Source organism: Rubrivivax gelatinosus (genome assembly GCF_004340905.1).
GTDB lineage: Bacteria > Pseudomonadota > Gammaproteobacteria > Burkholderiales > Burkholderiaceae_C > Rubrivivax > Rubrivivax gelatinosus.
This window is the reverse complement of sequence record NZ_SLXD01000025.1, coordinates 1-24,998: the sequence shown is the minus strand read 5'-3', so window position 1 is coordinate 24,998 and position 24,998 is coordinate 1. Positions and strand designations below refer to the sequence as shown.

The 24,998-nt window shown below is 71.0% G+C and carries 24 protein-coding genes, 1 tRNA gene and 1 pseudogene; 15 read left to right on the top strand and 11 right to left on the bottom strand.

Features of this window, described 5'->3' with window-relative positions; translation table 11 throughout:
- From EV684_RS23550 to EV684_RS23520, 7 genes and pseudogenes are all read right to left on the bottom strand, one after another.
- A pseudogene (locus tag EV684_RS23550) lies at positions 1–311 on the bottom strand (transketolase); the annotation flags it as partial.
- Positions 311–1,195: a phosphoribulokinase gene (locus EV684_RS23545; RefSeq protein WP_132649786.1), complete on the bottom strand. Its 885-nt coding sequence runs from the start codon at positions 1,193–1,195 to the stop codon at positions 311–313. The gene EV684_RS23545 and the pseudogene EV684_RS23550, both read right to left, overlap by 1 nt.
- A 14-nt stretch (positions 1,196–1,209) precedes the next feature.
- Positions 1,210–2,304 carry a class 1 fructose-bisphosphatase gene (locus tag EV684_RS23540; RefSeq protein ID WP_132649785.1) on the bottom strand — a complete coding sequence of 365 codons (1,095 nt, stop codon included), beginning with the start codon at positions 2,302–2,304 and terminating at the stop codon, positions 1,210–1,212.
- 35 nt (positions 2,305–2,339) lie between these two features.
- Positions 2,340–3,290, bottom strand: a complete 951-nt coding sequence (gene cbbX, locus EV684_RS23535; protein WP_200222459.1) for a CbbX protein — start codon at positions 3,288–3,290, stop codon at positions 2,340–2,342.
- Positions 3,290–3,967 carry a ribulose-phosphate 3-epimerase gene (rpe, locus tag EV684_RS23530; protein ID WP_132649784.1) on the bottom strand — a complete coding sequence of 226 codons (678 nt, stop codon included), beginning with the start codon at positions 3,965–3,967 and terminating at the stop codon, positions 3,290–3,292. The genes cbbX and rpe overlap by 1 nt, the downstream gene beginning before the upstream one ends.
- A gap of 210 nt (positions 3,968–4,177) precedes the next feature.
- Positions 4,178–4,612: a ribulose bisphosphate carboxylase small subunit gene (locus tag EV684_RS23525; RefSeq protein WP_132649783.1), complete on the bottom strand. Its 435-nt coding sequence runs from the start codon at positions 4,610–4,612 to the stop codon at positions 4,178–4,180.
- Positions 4,613–4,637: 25 nt separating this feature from the next.
- Positions 4,638–6,119, bottom strand: a complete 1,482-nt coding sequence (locus EV684_RS23520; RefSeq protein WP_132649782.1) for a form I ribulose bisphosphate carboxylase large subunit — start codon at positions 6,117–6,119, stop codon at positions 4,638–4,640.
- 95 nt (positions 6,120–6,214) lie between these two features.
- On the opposite strand from EV684_RS23520, the gene EV684_RS23515 reads away from it, so the two are divergent.
- Together EV684_RS23515 and EV684_RS24630 are read left to right on the top strand one after the other, a co-directional pair.
- A complete protein-coding gene (locus EV684_RS23515; protein WP_132649781.1) occupies positions 6,215–7,138 on the top strand; it encodes a LysR family transcriptional regulator in 924 nt (307 codons plus the stop codon).
- A gap of 7 nt (positions 7,139–7,145) precedes the next feature.
- Positions 7,146–8,504, top strand: coding sequence for a sensor histidine kinase (locus tag EV684_RS24630; RefSeq protein WP_207896864.1), 1,359 nt, complete (start codon positions 7,146–7,148; stop codon positions 8,502–8,504).
- Here the strand turns inward: EV684_RS24630 and EV684_RS23505 are convergent.
- On the bottom strand, positions 8,501–8,800 hold the full coding sequence (locus EV684_RS23505) for a 2Fe-2S iron-sulfur cluster-binding protein (RefSeq protein WP_132649780.1): 300 nt from the start codon (positions 8,798–8,800) through the stop codon (positions 8,501–8,503). The genes EV684_RS24630 and EV684_RS23505 overlap by 4 nt on opposite strands.
- Before the next feature lie 101 nt (positions 8,801–8,901).
- Here EV684_RS23505 and EV684_RS23500 point away from each other — a divergent pair, with 101 nt between their 5' ends.
- Positions 8,902–9,624, top strand: coding sequence for a hypothetical protein (locus tag EV684_RS23500; RefSeq protein ID WP_132649779.1), 723 nt, complete (start codon positions 8,902–8,904; stop codon positions 9,622–9,624).
- A 1-nt stretch (position 9,625) separates the two neighbouring features.
- Here EV684_RS23500 and EV684_RS23495 read toward each other — a convergent pair whose 3' ends face one another.
- Positions 9,626–10,510 (bottom strand): acyltransferase, encoded by an 885-nt coding sequence (locus EV684_RS23495; protein WP_132649778.1) that lies wholly within the window; start codon positions 10,508–10,510, stop codon positions 9,626–9,628.
- 104 nt (positions 10,511–10,614) lie between these two features.
- Positions 10,615–11,175 carry an isochorismatase family protein gene (locus EV684_RS23490; protein ID WP_165908584.1) on the bottom strand — a complete coding sequence of 187 codons (561 nt, stop codon included), beginning with the start codon at positions 11,173–11,175 and terminating at the stop codon, positions 10,615–10,617.
- Between the two features lie 97 nt (positions 11,176–11,272).
- On the opposite strand from EV684_RS23490, the gene EV684_RS23485 reads away from it, so the two are divergent.
- The 9 genes from EV684_RS23485 to EV684_RS23445 all read left to right on the top strand — a co-directional run bounded on the left by EV684_RS23485 (position 11,273) and on the right by EV684_RS23445 (position 21,189).
- Positions 11,273–12,082 carry an SDR family NAD(P)-dependent oxidoreductase gene (locus EV684_RS23485; RefSeq protein ID WP_132649776.1) on the top strand — a complete coding sequence of 270 codons (810 nt, stop codon included), beginning with the start codon at positions 11,273–11,275 and terminating at the stop codon, positions 12,080–12,082.
- Positions 12,083–12,183: 101 nt separating this feature from the next.
- Positions 12,184–12,260, top strand: a tRNA-Asp gene (locus tag EV684_RS23480).
- 142 nt (positions 12,261–12,402) lie between these two features.
- Positions 12,403–14,817, top strand: a complete 2,415-nt coding sequence (locus EV684_RS23475; protein ID WP_132649775.1) for a heavy metal translocating P-type ATPase — start codon at positions 12,403–12,405, stop codon at positions 14,815–14,817.
- Complete coding sequence (cueR, locus tag EV684_RS23470) at positions 14,814–15,215, top strand: Cu(I)-responsive transcriptional regulator (protein ID WP_132649774.1); 402 nt, start codon at positions 14,814–14,816, stop codon at positions 15,213–15,215. The genes EV684_RS23475 and cueR overlap by 4 nt, the downstream gene beginning before the upstream one ends.
- Positions 15,216–15,241: 26 nt before the next feature.
- Entirely contained in the window at positions 15,242–15,610 is a 369-nt protein-coding gene (locus EV684_RS23465) for a hypothetical protein (RefSeq protein ID WP_132649773.1), read from the top strand.
- Positions 15,611–15,658: 48 nt separating this feature from the next.
- A complete protein-coding gene (gene copI, locus EV684_RS23460; protein ID WP_132649772.1) occupies positions 15,659–16,189 on the top strand; it encodes a copper-resistant cuproprotein CopI in 531 nt (176 codons plus the stop codon).
- Positions 16,186–16,641 (top strand): DUF411 domain-containing protein, encoded by a 456-nt coding sequence (locus EV684_RS23455; protein ID WP_132649771.1) that lies wholly within the window; start codon positions 16,186–16,188, stop codon positions 16,639–16,641. Before copI ends, EV684_RS23455 begins: the two co-directional genes overlap by 4 nt.
- A 190-nt stretch (positions 16,642–16,831) precedes the next feature.
- On the top strand, positions 16,832–18,715 hold the full coding sequence (locus tag EV684_RS23450) for an ATP-binding response regulator (RefSeq protein WP_132649770.1): 1,884 nt from the start codon (positions 16,832–16,834) through the stop codon (positions 18,713–18,715).
- Between the two features lie 95 nt (positions 18,716–18,810).
- Positions 18,811–21,189, top strand: a complete 2,379-nt coding sequence (locus tag EV684_RS23445) for a membrane-bound PQQ-dependent dehydrogenase, glucose/quinate/shikimate family (protein WP_132649769.1) — start codon at positions 18,811–18,813, stop codon at positions 21,187–21,189.
- Positions 21,190–21,195: 6 nt separating this feature from the next.
- On the opposite strand, the gene EV684_RS23440 is transcribed toward EV684_RS23445, so the two are convergent.
- A complete protein-coding gene (locus EV684_RS23440) occupies positions 21,196–21,441 on the bottom strand; it encodes a hypothetical protein (RefSeq protein ID WP_132649768.1) in 246 nt (81 codons plus the stop codon).
- 112 nt (positions 21,442–21,553) lie between these two features.
- Between EV684_RS23440 and EV684_RS23435 the strand changes: the two genes are divergently transcribed.
- From EV684_RS23435 to pncB, 3 genes are read left to right on the top strand one after another with little or no spacing between them, the layout of a single operon-like run.
- Complete coding sequence (locus tag EV684_RS23435) at positions 21,554–22,621, top strand: oxidoreductase (RefSeq protein WP_132649767.1); 1,068 nt, start codon at positions 21,554–21,556, stop codon at positions 22,619–22,621.
- Between the two features lie 42 nt (positions 22,622–22,663).
- A complete protein-coding gene (locus EV684_RS23430) occupies positions 22,664–23,506 on the top strand; it encodes a cysteine hydrolase family protein (RefSeq protein ID WP_132649766.1) in 843 nt (280 codons plus the stop codon).
- Positions 23,507–23,517: 11 nt separating this feature from the next.
- The gene (pncB, locus tag EV684_RS23425) at positions 23,518–24,708 is read left to right on the top strand and encodes a nicotinate phosphoribosyltransferase (protein WP_132649765.1); all 1,191 of its coding nucleotides are present in this window, start codon (positions 23,518–23,520) and stop codon (positions 24,706–24,708) included.
- The last annotated feature ends 290 nt before the right edge of the window (positions 24,709–24,998 follow it).

Below are 24,998 nucleotides of genomic sequence, written 5' to 3'. Positions count from 1 at the left end.
TCGGGGTGGCCGGCGGTCTTGCTGTGCAGCTGGCGGAAACGCTTCAGCTCGTCCAGCGACAGCTCGTAGCCGCTGAGGTGCAGCAGGCCGTAGATCAGCATCGACGCGTGGCCGTTGCTGAGCACGAAGCGGTCGCGGTCGGCCCAGTGCGGCGCGGCCGGGTCGTGCTTCAGGTGGCGGGTCCACAGCACGGTGGCCATCTCGGCCATGCCCATCGGCGCGCCGGGGTGGCCGCTCTTGGCGGCCTCGACGGCGTCGACGGCCAGCACGCGCAGCGCGTCGGCCAGGCGGGTGGTGGTGGGTGCTGCCATCACAGAGCCCCCAGCGCGCGCTTGCGCCGTTCCATCATGCGCCAGATGAAGGGCGTGAAGATCAGCTGCATCGCCAGCTCCATCTTGCCGCCCGGCACGACGATGGTGTTCGCACGCGACATCCACGAGTCGTTGATCATGTTCAGCAGGTAGGGGAAGTCGATGCCCTTCGGGTTGGCGAAGCGGATCACGCACAGGCTCTCGTCGGGCTGCGGGATGTCGCGCGCGATGAAGGGGTTGGAGGTGTCGACGACCGGCACACGCTGGAAGTTCACGTGGGTGTGCGTGAACTGCGGGACGATGTAGTGCACGTAGTCCGGCATGCGGCGCAGGATGGTGTCGGTCACCGCCTCGGTCGAGTAGCCGCGCACGTTCTTGTCGCGGTAGAGCTTCTGGATCCACTCCAGGTTGATCACCGGGACGACGCCGATCAGCAGGTCGGGGTAGCGCGCGATGTCGACCTCGGGCGTGACGACGGCGCCGTGCAGGCCTTCGTAGAACAGCAGGTCGGTGCCGGCCTCGATGTCCTGCCAGTCGGTGAAGGTGCCGGGCTCGAGGCCGTAGGGCGCGGCCTCGACCGGGTCGTGCAGGTACTTGCGGCTGCGGCCGATGCCGGTCTCGCCGTAGCTGCGGAACAGCTGTTCCAGCTCGGGGAACAGGTTGTTCTCCGGGCCGAAGTGGCTGAAGTGCTTGTTGCCGGCCTTCTCGGCCTCCTGCAGCTTCACGCGCATCTCCTGGCGGTCGTAGCGGTGGAAGCTGTCGCCTTCGATGATCGCGGCCTTGATGCTCTCGCGCCGGAAGATGTTCTGGAAGGTGCGCGTCACCGAGGTGGTGCCGGCACCCGACGATCCGGTGATCGCGATGATGGGATGGCGTTCGGACATGGTCGTCTCTCTCTTCAGTCTCGGAACAGGCTGCGTTCGGCGAACAGCGGGTTGCACGGTTCGCGTTCGGCGGGTTCGTGGTGGTAGCGCTCGATGCGCTCCACTTCGTTCTTGGAGCCGAACACCAGGCCGATGCGCTGGTGCAGCGAGCTCGGCTTGACGCCCAGCACCGGCTGGCGGCCGGTGGACGCGCGCCCGCCGGCCTGCTCCATCACGAAGCCGATCGGGTTGGCCTCGTACAGCAGGCGCAGGCGGCCGGGTTTGGCCGGATCCTTGGTGTCGCGCGGGTACATGAAGACGCCGCCGCGCATCAGGATGCGGTGCGCCTCGGCGACCATGCTGGCGATCCAGCGCATGTTGAAGTCGCGCCCGCGCGGGCCGGTCTTGCCGGCCAGGCATTCGTCGACGTAGCGCTTGACCGGCGGCTCCCAGAAACGGCTGTTGGAGGTGTTGATCGCGAACTCGTGCGTGTCCGCCGGGATGCGCAGGTCCGGGTGCGTCAGCACGAACTCGCCCAGGTTGTGGTTCAGCGTGAAGCCGACGACGCCGTTGCCGACGCTCAGCACCAGCATCGTCACCGGGCCGTAGATCGCGTAACCGGCGGCCACCTGCTCGCAGCCGGGCTGCAGGAAGTCGTCGACGCCGACGTCGCCGCCCGAGTCGATCACCGCCTGCGGCGCCCGCAGGATCGAGAAGATGCTGCCGACCGAGACGTTGACGTCGATGTTGCTGGAGCCGTCCAGCGGGTCGAAGGTCAGCAGGTACTTGCCGCGCGGGTAGGCCGCCGGGATCTGGTGCGGCGTCTCCATCTCTTCCGACGCCATGCCGGCGAGATGCCCGTTCCACTCGTTCATGCGGATGAAGATCTCGTTGGACAGCACGTCCAGCGGTTTCTGCACCTCGCCCTGCACGTTGACGTCCCCCCCGACGGCGGTGACCTCGGGCGTCAGCGAGTCGCCGAGCACACCGAAGGAGACGATGCGCGCGATGGCCTTGCAGGCCAGCGAGACGTCGAGGATCAGCGCGTTGAGGTCGCCGCTGGCACCGGGGAAACGGCGGCGTTGCTCGATCAGGTAGCGGGTCAGCGTCCAGCGTTGGGACAAGGGCATGGTGGGCTTTCTGACGGGAGAGTTGGAAAGCGGGTCTAGCGCTCGGCCGCCTGGAACAGGCGGCTGGCGAGGATGTCCTCGGGCGCCAGCGTCGTCAGGTCGGCCTCGGTCAGCGCACGGTCGCGCTCGGCAAACAGGCGCGAGGCCTGGCGCAACCGCATGCGGTCGAGCGCGTTGCGCACGCTGCGCGCGTTGGCGAAGTTGGGTTGCGCCAGGCGCAGCGACAGGTACTCGGCGAAGGCCTCGCGTGTGCCGTCGCCGAAGCGGTAGTTCATGCCGGCGGTCATGCGGTCGGCGATCTGCAGCAGTTCCTCGCCCGAATAGTCGGGGAAGTCGAGGTGGTGCGCGATGCGCGAGCTCATGCCCGGGTTGGACTTGAAGAAGGTGTCCATGCGGTCCTTGTAGCCGGCGAGGATCACGACCAGGTCGTCGCGCTGGTTCTCCATCACCTGCAGCAGGATCTCGATGGCTTCCTGGCCGTAGTCGCGTTCGTTCTCGGGGCGGTACAGGTAGTAGGCCTCGTCGATGAACAGCACGCCGCCCATCGCCTTCTTCAGCACTTCCTTGGTCTTGGGCGCGGTGTGGCCGATGTACTGGCCGACGAGGTCGTCGCGCGTGACGGCGACGAGGTGGCCTTTGCGCACGTAGCCCAGGCGGTGAAGGATCTCGGCCATGCGCATCGCCACCGTCGTCTTGCCGGTGCCGGGGTTGCCGGTGAAACACATGTGCAGGCTGGGCATCTGGGCGGCGAGACCCAGGTTCAGGCGCAGCTTGTCGATGACCAGCAGCGCGGCGATGTCGCGGATGCGTTGCTTGACCGGCGCCAGGCCGACGAGGTCGTGCTCGAGCTCGTCCATCACCGCCTCGACCTGGCTCTGCGCCAGGACCTCACCGACGGTGCGCGGCACCGGCTGGGTGTCCTCCTGCACGGGGGCGGCCGGCGCGGTGATCGCGGCGCCGGGGATCGAATACAGCGGCGCGCCCATCAGACGAACGCCTCCTGGTCGCGGCGCGCCAGTTCGGCGCGCATCGCCGCGATGACCGCGGCGTAGTCGGGCTGGCTGAAGATCGCGCTACCGGCGACGAAGGTGTCGGCGCCGGCATCCGCCACACGCCGGATGTTGTCGATCTTGATGCCGCCGTCGACCTCCAGCCGGATGTCACGGCCCGAGGCGTCGATGATCTTGCGCGCCTTCTCGATCTTCCTCAGCGCGCTGTCGATGAACGACTGCCCGCCGAAACCGGGGTTGACGCTCATGATCAGCACCAGGTCGACCTTGTCGATCACCCACTCCAGCACGTCCAGCGGCTCGGCGGGGTTGAAGACGAGGCCGGCCTGGCAGCCCTCGGCCTGGATCAGCTGCAGCGTGCGGTCGACGTGCGTGCTGGCGTCGGGGTGAAAGCTCACCAGGTCCGCGCCGGCCTTGGCAAACGCCGTGGCCAGCGCGTCCACCGGCTGCACCATCAGGTGCACGTCGATCGGCGCCTCGGTGTGCTTCCTCAGCGCCTGGCAGACCATCGGGCCGAAGGTCAGGTTCGGGACGTAATGGTTGTCCATCACGTCGAAGTGGATCCAGTCGGCGCCGGCGGCGACCACCGCTCGCACCTCCTCGCCCAAGCGGGCGAAATCGGCCGACAGGATCGAGGGTGCGATGCGGTACATGCGGGAGTCCTGGCTGGATGCTGCGTAGTGGTCGGGCTGCCTCGGCGCTTCAAGCTGCCGCCGCGGACGGGCTTTGCCCGGCCGCTGGCGGCGCCCCCTGGGGGGCTTCGGCCGGACGGTGACGGTCCGGTGGACCGTCACCGCCTGCCGAAGGGCCGGGCCACTGGCCCGGCGCGGCCCGCAGGGCGCGGCGAAGCCGCTACGGGGGGGTCAATATCGTTGTGCTTCGGGCTTGTCCGTGGCGTAGCTGTGCACGGTGTAGCGCATCGAGCGGCCGTTGACCTCCTGGCGCACGACGCCGAAGCCGGGTTCGGTGGCCGGGCGGTTGACCAGGAAGCTCATCGCGATCGACTCGACGCCACGGGTGGAGTCGAAGGCCATCAGGCGGATGTAGTGGCTGGGGAAGGTCTTGCGGCAGGCGTTCAGCTCCATCAGCACGCCGGCGGCGTCCTGCAGGTCGAACATCGGCATGCCGTACATCTCCCAGTACGTGTTGCGCGGATGCGGGTCGTCGGTGTACTCGACGCTCCAGGCGTAGCCCTTCTTCAGGCCGTACTCGATCTGCAGCGTGATCTCCTCGTCGGTGAGGTCCGGGAGGAAGCTGAACTGGCCTTGCGTGAGCCGGCCGGTGGGGTTGGTCATCATGGTCTGGTGTTCCTTCGGGCGGGCTTCAGGCGGAGGTCGACGGGGTCACGGCGTAGTCGGACTGGTCGGTGCTGGCGTAGTTGAACGACACGTCCTTCCAGGTGTCCAGCGCCTGCTTCAGCGGGGTGCAGAACTGGGCCGCCTTCTGCAGGATCTCCGGGCCCTCGTTCTTGATGTCCTTGCCTTCGTTGCGCGCCTTGACCATCGCTTCCAGCGCGACGCGGTTGGCCACCGCGCCGGCCTGGATGCCGGCCGGGTGGCCGATCGTGCCGCCGCCGAACTGCAGGATCACGTCGTCGCCGAACAGGTCGATCAGCTGGTGCATCTGGCCGGCGTGGATGCCGCCCGAGGCCACCGGCATGACCTTGCGCAGGTCGGCCCAGTCCTGGTCGAAGAACAGGCCGCGCGGCAGGTCCTGCCGGGTGTAGGCGTCGCGGCAGACGTTGTAGTAACCCTGCACGGTCATCGGGTCGCCCTCGAGCTTGCCGACCGCGGTGCCGGTGTGCAGGTGGTCGACACCGGCCAGGCGCAGCCACTTGGCCATCACGCGGAAGCTGACGCCGTGGTTCTTCTGGCGCGTGTAGGTGCCGTGGCCGGCGCGGTGCATGTGAACGATCATGTCGTTCTTGCGCGCCCAGTTGGCGATCGACTGGATCGCGCTCCAGCCGATGATCAGGTCGACCATGATCACGACCGAGCCCAGTTCCTTGGCGAACTCGGCGCGCTCGTAGATGTCTTCCATCGTCGCGCCGGTCACGTTCAGGTACGAGCCCTTGACCTCGCCGGTCGCGGCGCTGGCCTTGTTCACGCCGTCCATCACGTACAGGAAGCGGTCACGCCAGTGCATGAAGGGCTGCGAGTTGATGTTCTCGTCGTCCTTCATGAAGTCCAGGCCGCCCTTCAGGCCTTCGTAGATCACGCGGCCGTAGTTGCGCCCCGACAGGCCCAGCTTGGGCTTGGTCGTCGCACCCAGCAGCGGGCGGCCGAACTTGTCCAGGCGCTCGCGCTCGACGACCAGGCCGGTCGGCGGGCCCTTGAAGGTCTTCACGTAGGCCACCGGGATCTGGATGTCCTCCAGCCGCGCGGCCTTCAGCGGCTTGAAGCTGAAGACGTTGCCGATCAGGCTCGCGGTCATGTTCGCGATCGAGCCTTCCTCGAACAGGATCAGGTCGTAGGCCACCCAGGCGAAGTACTCGCCGGGCCGGCCCGGCACCGGCTCGACCTTGTAGGCCTTGGCGCGGTAGCTGTCGCAGGCGGTCAGGCGGTCGGTCCAGACCACGGTCCAGGTCGCGGTGCTCGATTCGCCGGCCACCGCGGCGGCGGCTTCGACCGGGTCCACGCCTTCCTGCGGCGTGATGCGGAACAGGCAGACCACGTCGGTGGGCTTGGGCACGTAGTCGCTGTCCCAGTAACCCATCTGACGGTACTTCAGCACGCCGGCGCTGTAGCGCTGCTTCTTGTCGAGGATCTGGTCCCCGGTGGCGCCGGGTTCGTGGGGCTTGTTCATGCGGTGTTCTCCGAGCGGGTGTGCGCAGACTCTACGAACGCGGACAGATAAAGAACAGTTAGACTTTCCAAACTGTTCCTTTAGTGAAACCTTAAGTGAACGTCACCTTCCGCCAGCTGCGTGTTTTCGTCGAGGTGGCCCGCCAGGGCAGCGTGCAGGGGGCGGCCGAGGTGCTGCACCTGACGCCGCCGGCGGTGTCGCTGCAGATCAAGGAGATCGAGTCCCAGGTCGGCCACAAGCTGTTCGAGCGCGCGCACCGCCGCATGTCGCTGTCGACCGCCGGCGAGTACTTCCTGGTCTACGCGCGCCGGCTCCTGGGCACGCTGAAGGAGGCCGAGGACGCGATGGCGCGTTTTGCCCGGCTCGAAAGCGGCCGGCTGACGATCGGCATGGTCAGCAGCGCCAAGTACTTCCTGCCGCAGCTGCTGGCCAAGTTCCACACCGAGCACCCGGCGATCGACGTGCGCCTGCGCCTGGGCAACCGCGAGGCGCTGGTGGCGATGATGGCGGCCAACGAGGTCGACCTCTGCGTGATGGGCCGCCCGCCGGTGGACTTCGCCAGCCGCGCCGAGCCCTTCGCCAAGCATCCTCACGTGCTGGTCACCGCGCCCGACCACCGCTTCGCGCACGCCGAGAGCGTGCCGGCCTCGGCGCTGGCCAACGAGCCCTTCATCGTGCGCGAGCCGGCCTCGGGCACACGCACCGCGCTGCAGGAGTACCTGGACCAGTTCCGCCTGAAGCCGACCTTCGTGATGGAGATGCCCAGCAACGAGGCGATCAAGCAGGCGGTGATGGCCGGCATGGGCGTGAGCCTGCTGTCGCTGCACACGATCGGCCTGGAATGGTCGGCCGGGCTGATCGCCGCGCCGCACGTCGAGGGCCTGCCGCTGATGCGGCGCTGGAACATCGTCAACACCGCCGCCAAGCAGCTGTCGCCGGCCGCCGAGGCCTTCCGCTACTTCATACTCGACCGCGGCGAAGCCCATCTCGCGGCGATGTTCAGCCGCGTCGAGGTCTAGCCCGCCCATGTCGCCGACGCCCCGCCCCCGCCCCCGCCCCGACCTGCCCGCCGACAGCGCCGCCCGCCCGGAGGGGCTGGACGAGTCGGCCTGGGTCGACGTGATCCACAAGATGGACGAGGTGTACTCCCAGCTCATCGCCGACGAGGTGGCGCTGGAGGAGAAGAACGCCGCGCTGGAGCAGAGCCAGCAGTTCATCTTCGGCCTGCTGGCCTCGATGAGCGACGTGCTGGTGGCCTGCAACCGCGCCGGCGAGATCGAGGAGACCAACCCGGCGCTGTGTGCGCTGCTGGGCCGCGCCGACGACGCGCTGCGCGGCACGCCGGTGGCCACGCTGCTGGCCGACGACGGCGAGCGCCGGCGCATGGACGAACTCGTCGCCCAGTCGCGCCGCACGCCGGCCAGCGCCGAGCTGCAGCTGCTCGACGCCGGCGGCCAGCGGGTGCCGGTCGACTTCAACTGCTCGGAGCGCCTGGACGCCGCCGGCCGGCTGCTGGGCCACGTCTTCGTCGGCCGGCCGATGGGCGAGTTGAAACGCGCCTACCACGAGCTGCGCCAGACCCACGAGGCGCTGAAGCAGACCCAGCAGCAGCTGCTGCACTCCGAGAAGATGGCCTCGCTGGGGCGGCTGGTGGCCGGCGTCGCGCACGAGCTGAACAACCCGATCAGCTTCGTGCTCGGCAACATGGCCGCGCTGCGGCGTTATGCCGAACGCCTGCAGCAGTACCTGGACACGGTGCACGCGCAGCCGCAGCCGGCGGCGGTGCAGGCGTCGCGCGAGCGCCTGCGCATCGAGCCGCTGCTGGCCGACCTGCCCTCGCTGATCGACGGCATGGCCGAAGGCGCGCAGCGCACCGCCGACATCGTCGCCGGCCTCAGGCGCTTCTCGGTCGTCGACCGCGAGGAGCGCACGCGTGTCGGCCTGGCCGGGGTCGTCGAACGGGCGATCCACTGGGTGCGCAAAGGCACGGCGCCCGACTTCGACCTGCGCTTCACGCCGCCGCCGGAAGACCCGGCGGTTCTGGGCAGCCCGGGTCAGCTGCTGCAGGTGATGATGAACCTGATCCAGAACGCCGCCGACGCCTGCGCCGGGCTGGCGGGGCGCCACCTGCGCATCGCCATCGAGCCGGCCGACGGCGGCCGAGCCTGGGCCATCATCTTTGACGACGACGGCCCGGGCATCGCGCCCGAGCACCTGTCGCGCATCTTCGACCCCTTCTTCACGACCAAGGCGGTCGGCAAGGGCACCGGGCTGGGGCTGTCGATCAGCTACGGCATCGTCGAACGCCACGGCGGCACGCTCACGGCGCAGAGCACGCCCGGCGCCGGGGCACGTTTCGTCGTCACGCTGCCGCGGCCGGCCTAGGCCGCGTCGTCGCGCCGGGCGCGCGGCTGCTCGATCACCAGGTCCGACAGCGGCTCGGCGACGCATGGCAGGGCCCAGCCCTCGCGGCGTTCATCGGCATCCAGCCCCGGCCAGCCGATGGTGTGGCGCAGCTCGCCCTGGAGCACGCGGCAGCGGCACTCGCGGCAGGTTCCGTTGCGGCACGAACTGGGCAGGCGCACACCGGCCGCGAGCGCCGCCGCCAGCAGGGTGCTGCCGGACGGAACGTCGATTGCCCAGCCGCCCGGGACGATCAAGACGCGGCGGTTCGTGTTCATCGCGCGATGCTAGCCGCGCCCCGGCGGCCATGCCCACGCCGGCCTCGCGGCCACTCGCTTCGTGAGTTGGCCGGCGCCCACTTCGCGAGGGAGGATGCAGCATGCGCGACTTCGAGGCCTCGACCCTGTGGCGCGTCAGCGCGTTCGAACGCCAGCGCGAGGCGCACGGCACGCTGCCCTTCGCCCGCGGCGAGGGGCCGTCGCTGCTGTCGACGACGCTGCTGGCCGACCTGCGCCGCATCGAGCAGGACCCGGCCTCGGGCGACGTGCTCGAGGTCGTCGCCGCCTGCCTGCGCCACCGCGAGGCGGCGCTGGTCTGCCTGGAGTGCGCCCCCTGGGTCTGGCCGCTGACGCTGTTCCCGCTGCAGCAGCTGTATCACGCGCCGCGCGACCTGCCCGAGCTGCAGCCGCAACCCCGCCTGTCGGCGCTGCGGGTGCTGGGCGTCGAGCGCCCGGGCCTGCGCGCCCCGGGAATCGGCAGGCCGGCCGAGGGCTTCCGCCCGATCGAGCCGCTGCTGTGGCGGCTGGCGATGGAAGGGCCGCGGCGCCGGCTGCTGGCCGAGATCGGTGGCCGTGCGGCCTACCGCCTGGCGGCGGTGGCGATGGAGACGCTGCCGGCTGCCGCCGGCGCGCTGCGCCCGACGATGCAGCGCCTGCGCCAGGAGACGGCGGCACTGAAGACCATCGCCACCTGGCCCGGCATGAGCCTGGAACGCGCCAGCCGGCTGCTCAATGCGCTGTACCTGGCCGGCGCGCTGCGTGTCACGCGCAGCCACCCGGCGGCACGCGACGAGCCTTCGCCGCCGCGCTGGCGGCCGGCCTGATTCAGGCCGCCCTGGACGCCTGAGGCTGGCCCAGCAGTTCGTCGATCAGGAGGTCCTTCTCGGCCCACTGCTGTTCGACCCAGGCCGTCAGGCGGCGGCGGAAGCTGCGGTCGAGCATGTGGTCGGCCTGCTCGACGAGTTCCCGCGGGATCTCGAGTTCACGCACCCGCACGACCACCTCGCCGACACGGCCGCACAGCAGATCCCAGAAGGTCGGCGCGCCGTGGCGGTAGACGATGGTCACGTCCAGCAGGGCCTGGAACTGGTCGCCCATCGTCGCCAGCGCGACGCCCAGGCTGCCGATCTTGGGCTTGAGCAGATGGCGGTAGGGGCTGCCCATCTCGTCGTGCTTGGCCTGCGTGTAGCGCGTGCCTTCGAAGAAGCTGATCACCGAAGTCGGGATGCGCTTGAACTTCTCACAGGCCTGGCGTGCCGAGTCCAGGTCGGCTTGGCGCGAGTTGCGGCCCTTGCCGCGCTTGAGGAAGGGGAAGTCCAGCGCCCACCAGGCCAGGCCGATGACCGGCACCCAGATCAGCTCGGCCTTGAGGAAGAACTTGAGGAACGGGATGTGGCCGTGGAACACGCGCTGCAGCACCAGGATGTCGACCCAGCTCTGGTGGTTGCAGGACACGAGATACCAGCCGCGGCGGTCCAGCCCGTCGACGCCCTGCACGTCCCAGCGCGCACGCGACGAGGCGGCGATCCAGGCGTTGTTGTTGCCGACCCAGCGGCTGGCCAGCGCGTTGAGCAGGCGGTCGCAGGCCTGGCGGACCGCGCCTGCGCCGAAGACCCGCTTCAGCAGCGCCGGGGGCATCATCAGCGAGAAGACGGCGACGGTGTTCAGGCCGACGGCCAGGGCGTTGAAGACGCCGCGCAGGGAAGACATCGCTGGGAGAGCCCCGGGGGGAGAGTGACGGGAGTCCGCGATTGTCGGGGCACAGACCCGCCCGCGCATGACCGGTCTCAAGTCGCGGGGCGCCGCGATCGGCTTCAGCCGGCGTCCACGCGCTCCTTGAGCAGCGGCAGCACGCGCCGGAACGCCGGGTCGCGGCAGTCGTGCAGCCATTCGAAGGCGACCATCTCGACCGAGACGATCTGCGCGCCGGCCTGGCGCAGCCGGGCCATCGCCAGCGCCTTGTCCTCCGGCGACCGCGAGCCGCAGGCCGGCTCGACGACCCGGACCTCGAAGCCCGAGCGCAGCAGCCCGAGTGCGGTCTGCAGCAGGCACACGTGGGCTTCGCAGCCGGCGACGACCACCTCGCCGACCGGCCGCGGCAGCGCACGCAGCGTGTCGGCCAGGCCGTCGGCGCAGGCGTCGAAGTGCGTCTTGGCGAGCGTCGTGCCGCAACAGGCGCGGATGCCCTCGTCGTTGGGGCCCAGCTTCTGCGGGTTCTGCTCGGTGCCCAGCACCGGCACACCCAGCTCGCGGGCGATGGCGCCCAGGCGCAGGGCCCAGGCGAGCACCAGCCGATGGCCGTGGATCACCGGCATCAGCCGGGCCTGATAGTCGACGAGCACGAGCGCCGAGCGCGTGCGTTGCATCGCGTTCATGTCCTGGACCTCGGGTTACGGGGGCGCGCGTCGGCATCGATGCGCGCCGCGGCGATCATACGGAGTCCCACCCCGACGATCCTACGGAGCGCCCGCGATGCCCGACCCCGCCACGACACCGGCCGAGACCGCCCTCATCACCGGCGCCTCCGCGGGCATCGGCGAAGCGCTGGCGCGCCGGCTGGCTTACGAAGGCTTCGCGCTGGTGCTCGTCGCGCGGCGCCAGGCACGGCTCGACGAACTGGCCGGCGCGCTGCGCAGCGAACACGGCGTGCGGGTCGACGCGCTCGCGGCCGACCTGACGGCCCCCGGCGCCGCCGAGGCCCTGGCCGCGACGCTGGCACGCAAACGCCGGCGCATCGATCTGCTGGTCAACAACGCCGGCGTGCTGGAGCACGGCCATTTCATCGACACGCCGAACGCGCGCCACCGCGAGCTGGTTGCGCTGAACGTGGGCGCGGTGATGGAGATGCTGTCGGCCTTCGTGCCGCCGATGGTGTCGCGCGGCCACGGCCGGGTGCTCAACGTCGCCTCGACCGCGGCGTTCCAGCCGCTGCCCGGGCTGGCCACCTACGCCGCCACCAAGGCCTTCGTGCTGTCGCTGACCGAGTCGCTGGCCGAGGAACTGCGCGGCAGCGGCGTCACCGCCACCGCGCTGTGCCCAGGCATCACCGCGACCTCGATGCTGGAAACCGCCGCGGCGCGCAATCCACGCCTGGCGAAACTGCCGCAGGCCCTGGTCGGAGACGCCGACGCGGTCGCCGCCGAAGCCGTGCGCGCCTGTCTGGCCGGCGACGTGATCTGCGTTCCCGGCTGGATCAACCGGGCGACGGCGATGGCCGTCGGGGCCACGCCGCGCGCGCTGCTGCGGCGCATCGCCGGGGTCCTCGGACGCTCGACGCTGTGAGCCGAACACGCGGCCACGCAAAAAATGCTTGCAATGTTCTGCAGCCGCGCTATAGTAGCGGGCTCGGTCAGCAATCAAACGCAAGTTTGTTGCGGACCACTGGAGTGGTAGTTCAGTTGGTTAGAATACCGGCCTGTCACGCCGGGGGTCGCGGGTTCGAGCCCCGTCCACTCCGCCAACGATTCAACGGGTCAGTTCGCAAGAACTGGCCCGTTTTGTCTTGTGCGCCGCCATATCCCTTCGCGCGGCCCCGCGCTTGACCTTGCCATCGTGGCAAGGTCGACGATGGCTCCGGTCCACAATGCCGATCGGAGCCGACGATGAGCACCGCCACCCCCACCCGAGACGCCGAGCCGCTGACCCTGCAGGTCACCGGCATGAGCTGCGCGTCCTGCGTCGCGCGGGTCGAACGCACGCTGAAGAAGGTGCCCGGCGTGCACGAGGCCAGCGTCAACCTGGCGACGGAACGCGCCGCGGTGCGCGCCGAACGCGGCGTCGGCGCCCAGGTGCTGGCCGACGCGGTGCGGCGCGCGGGCTTCGGCGTCGCCACGGTCGAGACGCGGCTGAAGGTCGAGGGCATGACCTGCGCGTCGTGCAGCGGCCGGGTCGAACGTGCGCTGTCACGGCAACCCGGCGTGATCTCGGCCAGCGTCAACCTGGCGACCGAGACAGCGACGGTGCAGGCGCTGTCGACGCTGCCGGTGGCGGCGCTGGTGGCGGCGGTCGAGAAAGCCGGCTACGGCGCGCGTGCGGCCGCTGACGCCCGCAGCGCCGCCGCGCCGCGCTGGCCCGAGTGGGCCCCGGCGGCGGCGAGCGCGGCACTGACGCTGCCGCTGGTGGCGCCGATGGTCGCCGCGCTGGCCGGGCGCGACGCGATGCTGCCCGGGCTCTGGCAGCTGCTGCTGGCCAGCGTCGTGCAGTTCGTCTTCGGCGCGCGCTTCTACCGCGCCGGCTGGAAGGCGCTGCGCGCCGGCACCGGCAACATGGATCTGCTGGTCGCGCTCGGCACCTCGGCCGCCTGGGGGCTGTCGACCTGGCTGCTGGCCACGCACGGCGGCGGGCACGCCATGCCGCACCTGTATTACGAAGCCTCGGCCGCGGTCATCACGCTGGTGCTGCTGGGCAAGTGGCTGGAGACACGCGCCAAGCGCCAGACCGGCGAGGCGATCCGCGCGCTGCAGGCGCTGCGCCCGGCGACGGCCCGCGTGCGCCGCGACGGCGTCGAGCAGGACCTTCCGGTCGAGGCGGTGCGCATCGGCGACCTCGTCGTCGTGCGCCCCGGTGAACGGGTGCCTGTCGACGGCGAGATCACGCAAGGCAGCAGCCACCTCGACGAGTCGCTGATCACCGGCGAGAGCCTGCCGGTGGCGCGTGGCCCGGGCGAGCGTGCGACCGGCGGCTCGGTCAACGCCGACGGCCTGCTGGTCGTGAAGACGCTGGCCGTCGGCACCGAGACGACGCTGGCGCGCATCATCCGCCTCGTCGAGTCGGCGCAGGCGGCCAAGGCGCCGATCCAGCGCCAGGTCGACCGGGTCAGCGCGGTCTTCGTGCCGGTGGTCCTGGGCCTGGCCGCGCTGACCTTCGCCGGCTGGTGGCTGGCCGGCGCCGGCGCCGAAACCGCGCTGATCAACGCCGTCGCGGTGCTGGTCATCGCCTGCCCGTGTGCACTCGGCCTGGCGACGCCGACGGCGATCATGGTCGGCACCGGCGTCGCCGCGCGCCACGGCATCCTGATCCGCGACGCCCAGGCGCTGGAGACGGCGCACGCGGTGCAGGTCGTCGCCTTCGACAAGACCGGCACGCTGACCGAGGGCCGGCCGGCGCTGGCGGCGATCGAACCCGCGCCCGGCGTCGGCACCGCCGACGCGCTGCGCGCCGCCGCGGCGCTGCAGCAGGCCAGCGAACACCCGCTGGCGCGTGCCGTGATGGAGCGCGCCGCGGCCGACGGCCTCACGCCACCGCCGGTGCAGGACGCGCGTGCCCAGCCGGGCCGGGGTGTCGAAGGCCGCGTCGACGGCGCCGAACTGCGGCTGGGCAGCACACGCTGGATGGACGAACTGGGTTTGGCGCCGGGTGCGCTGGCGGCATCGGCCAGGGCCCACGAACAAGCCGGCCGCAGCGTCTCCTGGCTGGTGCGCAGGGCCGCCGACGGCCACCTCGAGCCGCTGGCGCTGCTGGCCTTCGGCGACACCGTGAAGCCCGCGGCGCACGAGGCCGTCGCGCGGCTGAAGGCCGCCGGCCTGCGCACCGTGATGCTGACCGGCGACAACCGCGGCAGCGCCGAGGCCGTGGCCGCCGCGCTCGGCATCGACGAGGTGCAGGCCGAGGTGCTGCCCGGCGACAAGGCCGCCGCCGTGCAGGCGCTGCGCGCCGGCGGCAAGCGCGTCGCGATGGTCGGCGACGGGCTCAACGACGCCCCGGCGCTGGCCGCGGCCGACGTCGGCATCGCGATGGCCACCGGCACCGACGTCGCGATGGAGACCGCGGCCGTGACGCTGATGCGCGGCGACCCGCGCCTGGTGGCCGACGCGATCGACATCTCGCGGCGCACGACGGCGAAGATCCGCCAGGGCCTGTTCTGGGCCTTCGCCTACAACGTGCTGGGCATCCCGCTGGCCGCCTTCGGCCTGCTGAGCCCGGTGGTCGCCGGCGCGGCGATGGCCGCGTCCAGCGTCAGCGTCGTCACCAACGCCTTGCTGCTGCGCCGCTGGCGGCCGGGCGGAGCCTCGCGGTGAACATCGGCCAAGCCTCGGCGGCCTCGGGCGTCAGCGCGAAGATGATCCGCCACTACGAGCGCATCGGCCTGCTGCCCGAAGCTGCGCGCAGCGCCGCCGGCTATCGCCGCTACGACGAACGCGACGTGCACACGCTGCGTTTCGTGCGCCACGCCCGCGACCTCGGCTTCCCGCTGGAGCGCATCCGCGAGCTGATCGGCCTGTGGCACGACCGCGAGCGCCCGAGCCGCCAGGTCAAGGCGCTGGCGCGCGAGCACCTGGCGGCCGTCGACGCCAAGCTCGCCGAGCTGCAGGCGGTGAAGTCGACGCTCGAACGTCTGGTGCAGTGCTGCCACGGCGACGAGCGGCCGGATTGCCCGATCCTCGAGACCCTGGCCGGCGGACGCCCGGCGGGCTGAACCGGCGCGGTGCTACGCTCGCCCTCATGAAGGCCCTGCGCGTCTGGATGTTCGTGCTGCTGGCGGCGCTGCTGCCGCTGCGCGGCGTGGCCGCGCCCGGGCCAACGATGCCGGCCTCGCCCTGCGCGCCGGCGGCGGCGGCGCCGCACGACATGGCGGCGATGGCCGAGCACACGCCGGCCACGGCCTGCTGCGGCGACGAACACCCCGGTGGCTGCGGCCACGATACCGGCGGCCTGTGCGCCGCGCACTGTGCGGCGGTGCCACTGGCCGGCACGGCCGCGACGCTCGTCATCGCGGCCCCGGAGTCGGGTGATGCCGTCTTCCCGCCCGCCCCCACGCCACGCGCCGGCCACGTGCCCGACGGGCTCGAACGACCTCCAAGAGCGGCCTGACGCCGCCACGGGCCCTGCCCGTCCCGCCGCCCACGCGCCGCGTGGGCCATGCCCGATCTCTTGGAGAAGCTCTTGAAGAACCAACCCTTCGCTGCGGCGCTGCTGTGCGCCGCAGCCCTCTTCGCCACCGCCGCGCAGGCCGACGGCGGCCACGACCACGGTCACGCCGGCCACGGTGCGTCACATGCCTCGGCCCATGACGGCGACACGCCCTACGGCCGCCCTGGCGACGCCGCCAAGGCCCGGCGCACGGTGCACGTCGTGATGAGCGACACGATGCGTTTCGACCCGGCGACGATCACCGTGCGCCGCGGCGAGACCGTGCGATTCGTCGCCGCCAACGGCGGCCGCCTCGAACACGAGCTCGTGCTCGGCACCGCCGCCTCGCTGAAGGCGCACGCCGAGGAGATGCGCGCCATGCCCGACATGCAGCACGCCGACCCCGGCGCGGTGCGCGTCGCACCCGGCGCCAGCGGCGAGATCGTCTGGCAGTTCACCGAGGCCGGCAGCTTCGACTTCGCCTGCCTGATCCCGGGCCACTTCGAGGCCGGCATGGTCGGCAAGGTGGTGGTGCGATGAAGCGGCGCGAACTGTTCGCCGCGGCACTGGCCGCCAGCCTGCCGGCGCTGGCGTCGGCCACCACACCGGCGCTGCCGCCGGTGCAGGTGTGGAAGAGCCCAACCTGCGGCTGCTGCGGCGCCTGGGTCACCCACATGCGCCAGGCCGGCTTCGCCGTCGAGGTGCACGAGGTGCAGGACATCGACGCCTCGCGCCGCCTGCTCGGCATGCCCGCCGTCTACGGTAGCTGCCACACGGCGCGCGTCGCCGGCTACCTGCTCGAAGGCCACGTGCCGGCCGCCGACGTCCGGCGCCTGCTGGTGATGAAGCCGGTCGCGATCGGGCTGGCCGTGCCGGGCATGCCGATCGGCTCGCCGGGCATGGAGATGGACGGGCGCCGCGACGCCTACGAGGTACTGCTCGTGGAGCGCAGCGGGCGGTCTCGCGTCTTCGCGCGCTACGGCGCCGCCTGATCGCGCGTCGCGGCCCGCGCGGCGGGGTTCGCGCGCAGGCCGCTTCGGTGGTGTAATCGCCGAAAGTTCAAGCGCCTACCGCGTCCGACCGCATGAGCGACACGCCCCCGCCCGTCCGCCATCACGCCGGCCCACTCGTGCCGCCGCGGGCGGGTACACGCGCCGCCCGCGGCCGCCCCGGCTGACGCCGATGGACGGCCCGGGCACCTACGAACTGGCGCTGCTGGACTTCCTCTATCGTGCGCCGGTCGCGATGCTGCAGACCGACGGCGACGGCCGGGTCGAGCTGATGACGCCACGCGCGGCGCAGCTGCTGCGGCCCCTGGCCCACAACGCGAGCCTGGACAACCTGTTCGACGTGCTGGCGCCGACGATGCCCGCCTTGCGCCAGGAACTTGCCGCGTTCAACGGCGCGCGCGGCACGGTGTTCGAGGGCCGGCGGCTGACGCTGCGCCTGCCCGGGACCCCGCCGCGCGACCAGGTCCTGGCGCTCGGCCTGCTGAAGATCGACGACGATCGTCTGGCGGCCTGGCTGGTCGACGTCACCAGCGACGAACACGAGCGGCTGGCGCTGGCCGAACACCTGGCGCTGGCCACCGAAGCGGCTGGCATCGGCACCTTCGAGCTGCGTTTCGACGGCCACGCCCCGCTGCACTTCAACGCCCAGAGCTATCGCCTCTTCGGCCGCCCCGAAGGCGGCGACGCACGCGCGATCGTGCGCGAGGCCGTGTCCTCCGGCGAGATTCGCCGTCTCGCCGACTGGGTAGCCCCGCTGCGTGACGGCCGCGAAGCCGGCACCGTCGAGTTCGAGATCCGCTGGCGCGACGGCCAGACACGACGGCTGGCGGCCAAGGGCCGGCAGCGCCGCGGCGGCGGCAAGGCCGTGGTCGGCGTGATCTGGGACGTCACGGACCAGCGTGAAGCCGAGGCGGCGGTCGAAGCACGGCGTGTCGCCGAGCGCGCCAGCCGCGCCAAGAGCGAGTTCCTGTCGCGTCTGGGCCACGAGATCCGCACGCCGCTCAATGCCATCGTCGGTTTCGCCCAGATGCTGCAGCGGGGCGCCGTCGTGCCGCTGGCCCCGGAGCACCGGCAGGCGGTGGCGCACATCGCCGACGCCGGCCGCCATCTGGAGCGCCTGATTGCCGACCTCACCGACCTGTCGCTGATCGAGGCCGGCACCGTGCGCCTGGACAGCGCCTGCGTCGACCTCGGCTCGGTGGTCGACGAGGTGCTGCACGAAGCCCAGGCCTCGGCCACGTCACGCCGCGTGCGCCTGCGGCGCGGGCTGCCCGCGGGCCGGCTGCAGGTGCTGGCCGACGGCACCCGGCTGCGCCAGGTGCTCGCCAACCTGGTGTCCAACGCGGTCAAGTACAACCGGCCCGATGGCGAGGTGGTGATCGGCGTTCGGATGGAGGCCGGCCACTGGCGCCTGTCCGTCGCCGACACCGGCCTGGGGCTGACGGCGGAGCAGCAGGCGGCGCTGTTCGAGCCGTTCAACCGGCTGGGGCGCGAATCCAGCGGCATTCCGGGCACCGGGATCGGGCTCGTGCTGACGCGCGAGCTCGTGGAAGCCATGGGGGGCCGGCTGGAGGTGCGCAGCGAACCGGGCCGCGGCAGCGAGTTCTGGTTCTCGCTGCCGGCCGCGGCGGCGGCGGCCCCGCCCGCGGCAGCACCACGCGCGCTGGAGTCCCGCCCCGAACTCCATGGCCGCGTGCTCGCCGTCGAGGACAACCCGGTCAACGCGGTGCTGCTGCAGAGCTTCTTCGCCTGGCGCCCGGGCGTCGAACTGCGCATCGCGGCCAGCGCCGCGGAGGCGCTCGAGATGGCCCGCAGCGCCCCTCCGGACCTGCTGCTGCTGGACCTGTTCCTGCCCGACCGCACGGGGCTCGAACTGCTGCGCGAGCTGCGCGACACGCAGGGCCTGTCGACGCCGTGCATCATCCTGTCGGCCAGCGCGATGCCCTCGGACGTCGAGGCCGCGCGCGAAGCCGGCATCGACCTCTATCTGACCAAGCCCCTGGACGTAGACCGCCTGCTGCACGCCGTCGACACGCTGCTCGGCACGATCGCCTGAGCGCGGAACCACGGGACGGCCCGCCGTGACGGCGGCATCCCGATTGCCTTGCCGCGGTCCCGCTCTGCTGACGGCCCGTGCGGCCGCACGCCGCCATGGCCTCCACTCCCCGCCCGCCGGTCTTCACCGGCTCCGTCGTGCTGCTGGCCGGCATCGTGCTGCTGGGCGGCGGCGCCTGGCTGGCCGTGCTCGGAGGCTCCTGGTATTACGCGGTCGTCGGTGCCGCGCTGCTGATCACCGGCGCACTGCTGGTGCGGGGCCAGGCGGCGGCGCTGGCGGTCTATGCGGCGGTCGTCGGCGGGACGCTGGCCTGGTCGCTCTGGGAGGTCGGCCTGGACTGGTGGCCGCTCGCGGCGCGCGGCGACGTGCTGTTCGTGCTCGGCCTGTGGCTGCTGACGCCCTGGGTGCGGCGCGGGCTGGCGCGCGAGGACGACTGGCGCCGCGGCTCCCGGCCGCGGGGCCCGGCGGCGCTGCTGGCAGTCCTGCTGGCAGCCTTCGCGCTGGTGGCGGCGGGGTCGGCGCTGCACGATCCGCACGATCTCGCGGGAAACGCGCCGCCGCCGCTGACCCGCACCCAGGTGGACCGTTCGGTGCCCGAGGGTGAATGGCATGCCTGGGGCCGCACGAACGCCGGCCGGCGCTACTCGCCGCTGCCGGGGCTGACGCCGCAGAACGTGACGGGCCTCGAGGTGGCCTGGCACTACCGGACCGCAGACCTGCGCGGGCGCCCCGGCGAGCCGGTGGAGACGACCTACGAGGTGACGCCGCTGAAGATCGGCCACCGGCTCGTGCTGTGCACGCCGCAGCAGAGTGTCATCGCGCTGGACGCGACGACGGGCGCCGCACTGTGGCGGCGGCAGCTGCCGATCGCCGGCCTGGGCCGGCTGGCGCTGCAGCACCAGACCTGTCGCGGCCTGTCGTACCGCCCCGCTCCCGATGGCAGCCCGGCCGACGCCTTCTGCGCCGCACGCCTTTTCATGCCGACGATCGACGGGCGCGTGCACGCGCTGGACCTGGCGACCGGACGGGCCTGCGAAGGCTTCGGCAGCGGCGGATCGATCGACCTCTGGGACCGCATGCCCGAGCGGCGTCCTGGCGCCTACTACTCGACCTCGCCGGTCGCGGTGGCTGGCGACCGGATCGTCGTCGGCGGGACGGTGCTGGACAACGTCTCGGTGCACGAAGCCTCCGGCGTGATCCGCGCCTTCGACGCCGAAACCGGCGCACTGCTCTGGAACTGGGACCCGGCACGCCCGGACGACACCGCGCCGCTGGCGCCCGGCGAGACCTACACGCCGAGTTCTCCGAACAGCTGGTCGGTCGCCTCCGTCGACGAGGCGCTGGGCCTGGTCTACCTGCCGATGGGCAACCAGCCACCGGACCAATGGGGGGCCGAGCGCGGGCCCGCCGCCGAGCGGTTCGCGTCGTCGGTGGTCGCGCTGGAGCTGGCCACCGGACGGGTGCGCTGGGTCTTCCAGACGGTGCACCACGACCTGTGGGACTACGACGTGCCGTCGCAGCCCAGCCTGCTCGAGCTGCAGGTGGGCAACCGGACGGTCCCGGCGCTGGTGCAGCCCACCAAGCAGGGCGAGATCTTCGTACTGGACCGGCGCAGCGGGCTGCCGCTGCTGCCGGTCACGCAACAGCCGGCGCCGCAGGGGGCGGCCCCCGGCGAACGTACCGCGGCCACGCAGCCGGTGTCGGCGCTGTCGCTCGCGCCGCCGCCGCTGGGCGAACACGACATGTGGGGGGCGACGATGTTCGACCAGCTGGCGTGCCGCATCGCGTTCCGGCGCCTGCGCTACGAAGGCCGCTTCACGCCGCCGTCCACGCAGGGCACGCTCGTGCATCCGGGCAACTTCGGCGTCTTCAACTGGGGCAGCGTCGCCGTCGACCCGCTGCGCCAGATCGCGTTCACGACGCCGACCTATCTCGCCTTCGTCTCCCGCCTGGTGCCCCGCCCGGACGATCGGGCGCTGGTCGTGCAGGACGAGCACAGGCCGCACGACAGCCTGCCGGCACTCAACGAGAACTTCGGCGCCCCCTACGCCGTGCAGCTGTCGGCCTTCACCTCGCCGCTGGGCATCCCCTGCCAGGCGCCTCCCTGGGGCTACGTCGCGGCGGTGGACCTCGTCAGCGGGCAGCGCATCTGGCAGCACCGCAACGGCACGGTACGCGACCTGGCGCCACTGCCGCTGCCTTTTCGCATGGGCGTTCCCAGCCTCGGCGGCCCGCTGCTGACCGGCGGTGGGCTAGCCTTCCTGTCCGGCACGCTGGACGACTATGTGCGTGCCTACGATGTCTCGACCGGCGCCGAACTCTGGCGTGCCCGGCTGCCGGCCGGCGGACAGGCGACGCCGATGAGCTACGAGGGCGCCGACGGGCGCCAGTACGTCGTCGTCGTGGCCGGCGGGCACGGCTCGCTGGGCACGCGTGCGGGCGATCACGTCATCGCCTACGCACTGCCGCGCTGAACGGCGTCAGCGCCGCGCCGGGACGCGGCGCGGCACCGGCTGGGCCCGATCGCCGGGCAGCAGCAGCTGCGGCAGCTGGGAGAAGGTCCAGCTCGGGCCTTCGCGCGAGACGATCCAGACGAGGTCGAAACGTTCGTCCGGCCAGTGCCCTGGCACGTCCGGGCGCTGCACGAGTTCGTCGGCCAGTGCCGGCTGGGCCTCGTGGCGCCAGCAGACCGGGACCCGTCCGTCGAGGGAACGATTCGCCGGCACGCGCTTTCTCGGCGTGACGGATCAGCATGATGAGCGCCGCATCGGTCATGGCCTGGCGGCGAGCGGCAGAATGGGCCGGGACTGGCAAGCGCGATGCCGCGGCACGTAGCAGATGAACGAGATTCACGTCGGACTGATCGGCTGGGGCAGCGCCGCCGCCACTTTCCACGCCCCGCTGATCAGGGCGACAACCGGGCTGCGGCTGGCGGCGGTGGCGACACGTTCGCCCGAACACGTCGTGCCGCTGGTGCATGCCACCTGCGGGCCGCAAGTCCGCGTGACCTCACCCGAGGCGCTGATCGGCGACGCCACACTCGATCTCGTCGTCGTTGCGACACCGAACGACAGCCATTTCCCGCTCGCCGCGGCGGCACTGGCGGCGGGCCGGCACGTGGTCGTGGACAAGCCGTTCGCGCTCGACTTCGCCCAGGCACGCGCGCTCGCCGCCCATGCGGCGGCCGCCGGCCGGCAACTGTGCGTCTTCCACAACCGGCGCTGGGACGGTGATTTCTTGACGCTGCAACGCGTGCTGCACGAGGGCGTGCTCGGACGAGCGGTGGAGTTCGTGTCCCACTTCGACCGTTTCCGCCCGCAGGTGCGTTCACGCTGGCGTGAGCGGCCGGGCGCCGGCACGGGCCTGTGGTTCGATCTGGGGCCGCACCTGCTCGACCAGGCGCTGCGTCTCTTCGGCTGGCCGTCGAGCATTGTGCTGGACCGGGCCGTGCAGCGCGAGGGCGCGTCGACCGACGACTGGTTCAGTTGCCGTCTGCTGTGGCGCAACGGTCCGCATGCCGGGCTGCGCGCGAGACTGCAGGCCGGCATGCTGGTGGCACGCCCGGGACCGCGTTTCGAGCTGCATGGCCGCGCCGGCAGCATGACCGTCGAAGGCCTGGATCCGCAGGAGGACGCGCTCAAGCGCGGCGAGGACCCGGCGGCACCGGGCTGGGGACACGATTCGCGCGAGCGCGCCTGGATCTGGCGTGCTGACGGCGCTCGCGTGCCCGTGCTGCTGCAGGCCGGCGACTACCCGCGCTTCTATGCCGGGGTGCGCGACGCGCTGCGTGGCCTGCTGCCCTTGCCCGTCGCGCTGGACGACGCGCTCGCGGTGCAGCGACTGCTGGACGAGGGCGTTCACAGCGCCGAAGGCCGCTGCGACGTCGCCCTGGACTTCCTTGCCTGAGCGCGAGTGCGCTGGCGTAGCATCGCCCGCCACGAGGACACGATGCACCCGAGCCCGATACAGCTGTTGATCATCGACCCGCAGAACGACTTCTGCGACCTTCCGTCCGACTGGTACGGACGCGATCCGTCAGCCGGCCGGACGCTGGCGCCGGCCTTGCCGGTGACAGGGGCGCATGCCGACATGCTGCGCCTGGCGGAGTTCATCGACCGCAACGGCGACACGATCGACGCCATCACGCTCACGCTGGACTCTCATCATCGGGTCGACATCGCACACCCTCCGTTCTGGTGCCGCGGCGACGGCGAGCCGGTGCCGCCGTACACGACGATCACGGCGGCTCAGGTGCGCAGCGGCCAGTTCGCGCCACGAGACGGTGGCGCGCTGACCCGCGTACTGGCGTACCTGGACGCGTTGGAGGCCAGGGGCCGGTACACGCTGATGGTCTGGCCAGAGCACTGCCGGATCGGCACCTGGGGACACCTGGTGCATCCGGCGGTGCAGGCGGCGTGCGACCGGTGGGAGTCGAGCCGTCTTCGACAGGTACGGCATGTGCTCAAGGGGCAGAACCCGTGGACCGAGCACTACAGCGCCTTCGAAGCCGAGGTGCCCGACGAGGGCGACGCTCGAACGCAGCTGAACCGCGAACTGCTGTCGACCCTGGACCCGGCCGGGACCTTGCTGGTCGCCGGGGAGGCCGCAAGCCACTGTGTACTCGCCAGCGTCCGGGATCTTGTCGAACACCTTCCAGGCGGCCGCCCTGAACGCATGGTGCTGCTGACCGATTGCATGAGCCCGGTGGCCGGTTTCGAGAGCCAGCAGCAGGCTTTCCTGGAGCGCATGGCGGCGTTGGGCCTGCAGTTGCGCCATAGCACCGACCGTTGAAGGCAGCCGCCGTGACGCCGATCTTCACCAGCCTGCTCGAAACCGATCTCTACAAGTTCTCGATGTGGCAGGCGATGCTGCATCGCCATCCCGCAACGCAGGCGCGATATCGCTTCGTCTGCCGCAACCAGACGGCCTTCCCGCTGGCCGAGCTGGTTTCCGAGCTCGAGCGCGAGATTGAGGCGCTGTGTGCACTGTCCTTCCGGGCAGACGAACTGGCCTATCTGCGCACGCTGAGGTATCTGAGTCCGGATTTCATCGACTTCCTGCGCATCTTCCGCTTCCAGAAGGATTTCGTTCGCATCGGCACCGACGGGCCGAATCTCTCGATCAGCGTCGACGGGCCGCAGGTGCACGTGATGGCGTTCGAGATCTTCGTGCTGGCCATCGTCAACGAGCTGTACTTCCGCCGCGTGGCCGGACCGGACGCCCTGGGCGAAGGACGGCGGCGTCTGGCGGCGAAGATCGAAAGGCTGCGCGAGTTCGCCACCGAGCCTCCGCGGCGACATCCCTTCCGCTTCTTCGACTTCGGCCTGCGGCGGCGGTTCTCCGGTGCCTGGCATCGCGAGGTGCTGACAACACTCAAGCAGGAACTGCCCGAGTTCTTCACCGGCACCTCCAACGTGCTGCTGGCGCGTGAACTCGAGCTGGTGCCGATCGGCACGATGGCGCACGAGTATCTTCAGACCTTCCAGGGTCTGGGTGTACGTCTGCGCGACCACCAGAAAGCGGCCCTCGAGGCCTGGGTACAGGAGTATCGCGGCGACCTTGGCACCGCGCTCACGGACGTCGTCGGCATGGATGCGTTCCTCTCCGACTTCGATCTGTATTTCGCCAAACTCTTCGACGGGATTCGCCACGACTCGGGAGACCCGTATGTCTGGGGCGAAAAAGCGCTGGCGCACTATGCCAAGCTGCGTATTGATCCGGCGACCAAACGCCTCGTGTTTTCCGACGCCCTGGACATCGATCGCTGCCTGAACCTCTACCGCCACTTCGCCGACCGCACGCAGTGCGGCTTCGGCATCGGTACGCACCTCAGCAACGACACCGGGCTACGCACGCTGAACATCGTGATGAAGCTCGTCAGTGTCAACGGCCAGCCGGTGGCCAAGATCTCGGATGCTCCGGGCAAGACGATGTGCGACGACGAGGGATTCCTCGCGTATCTGCGGCAGGTGTTCGGCGTGCCAGGCAACTGATCGAGCTGTCGTACGGCGGGTGGGGAGCAGGTCAGACCGCTACTCCAACGACGCATCGTCGAGCGCCGCGCGATTCATCGGGCGCCGGTCACGAGCTGACAGGGCTTCGGAGTGTCTGCTGATACTTCCTGGCGACAGTACCGCCGGCCCCGCGATGCGCACGTCCTGGGGACCTGAAGTTCCGCTCGATTCGCTGTCGGAAAAACAAAAAGGCCCGGTTCATTGAGAACCGGGCCTTCGAATAAATAGCCTGACGATGTCCTACTTTCACACGGGAACCCGCACTATCA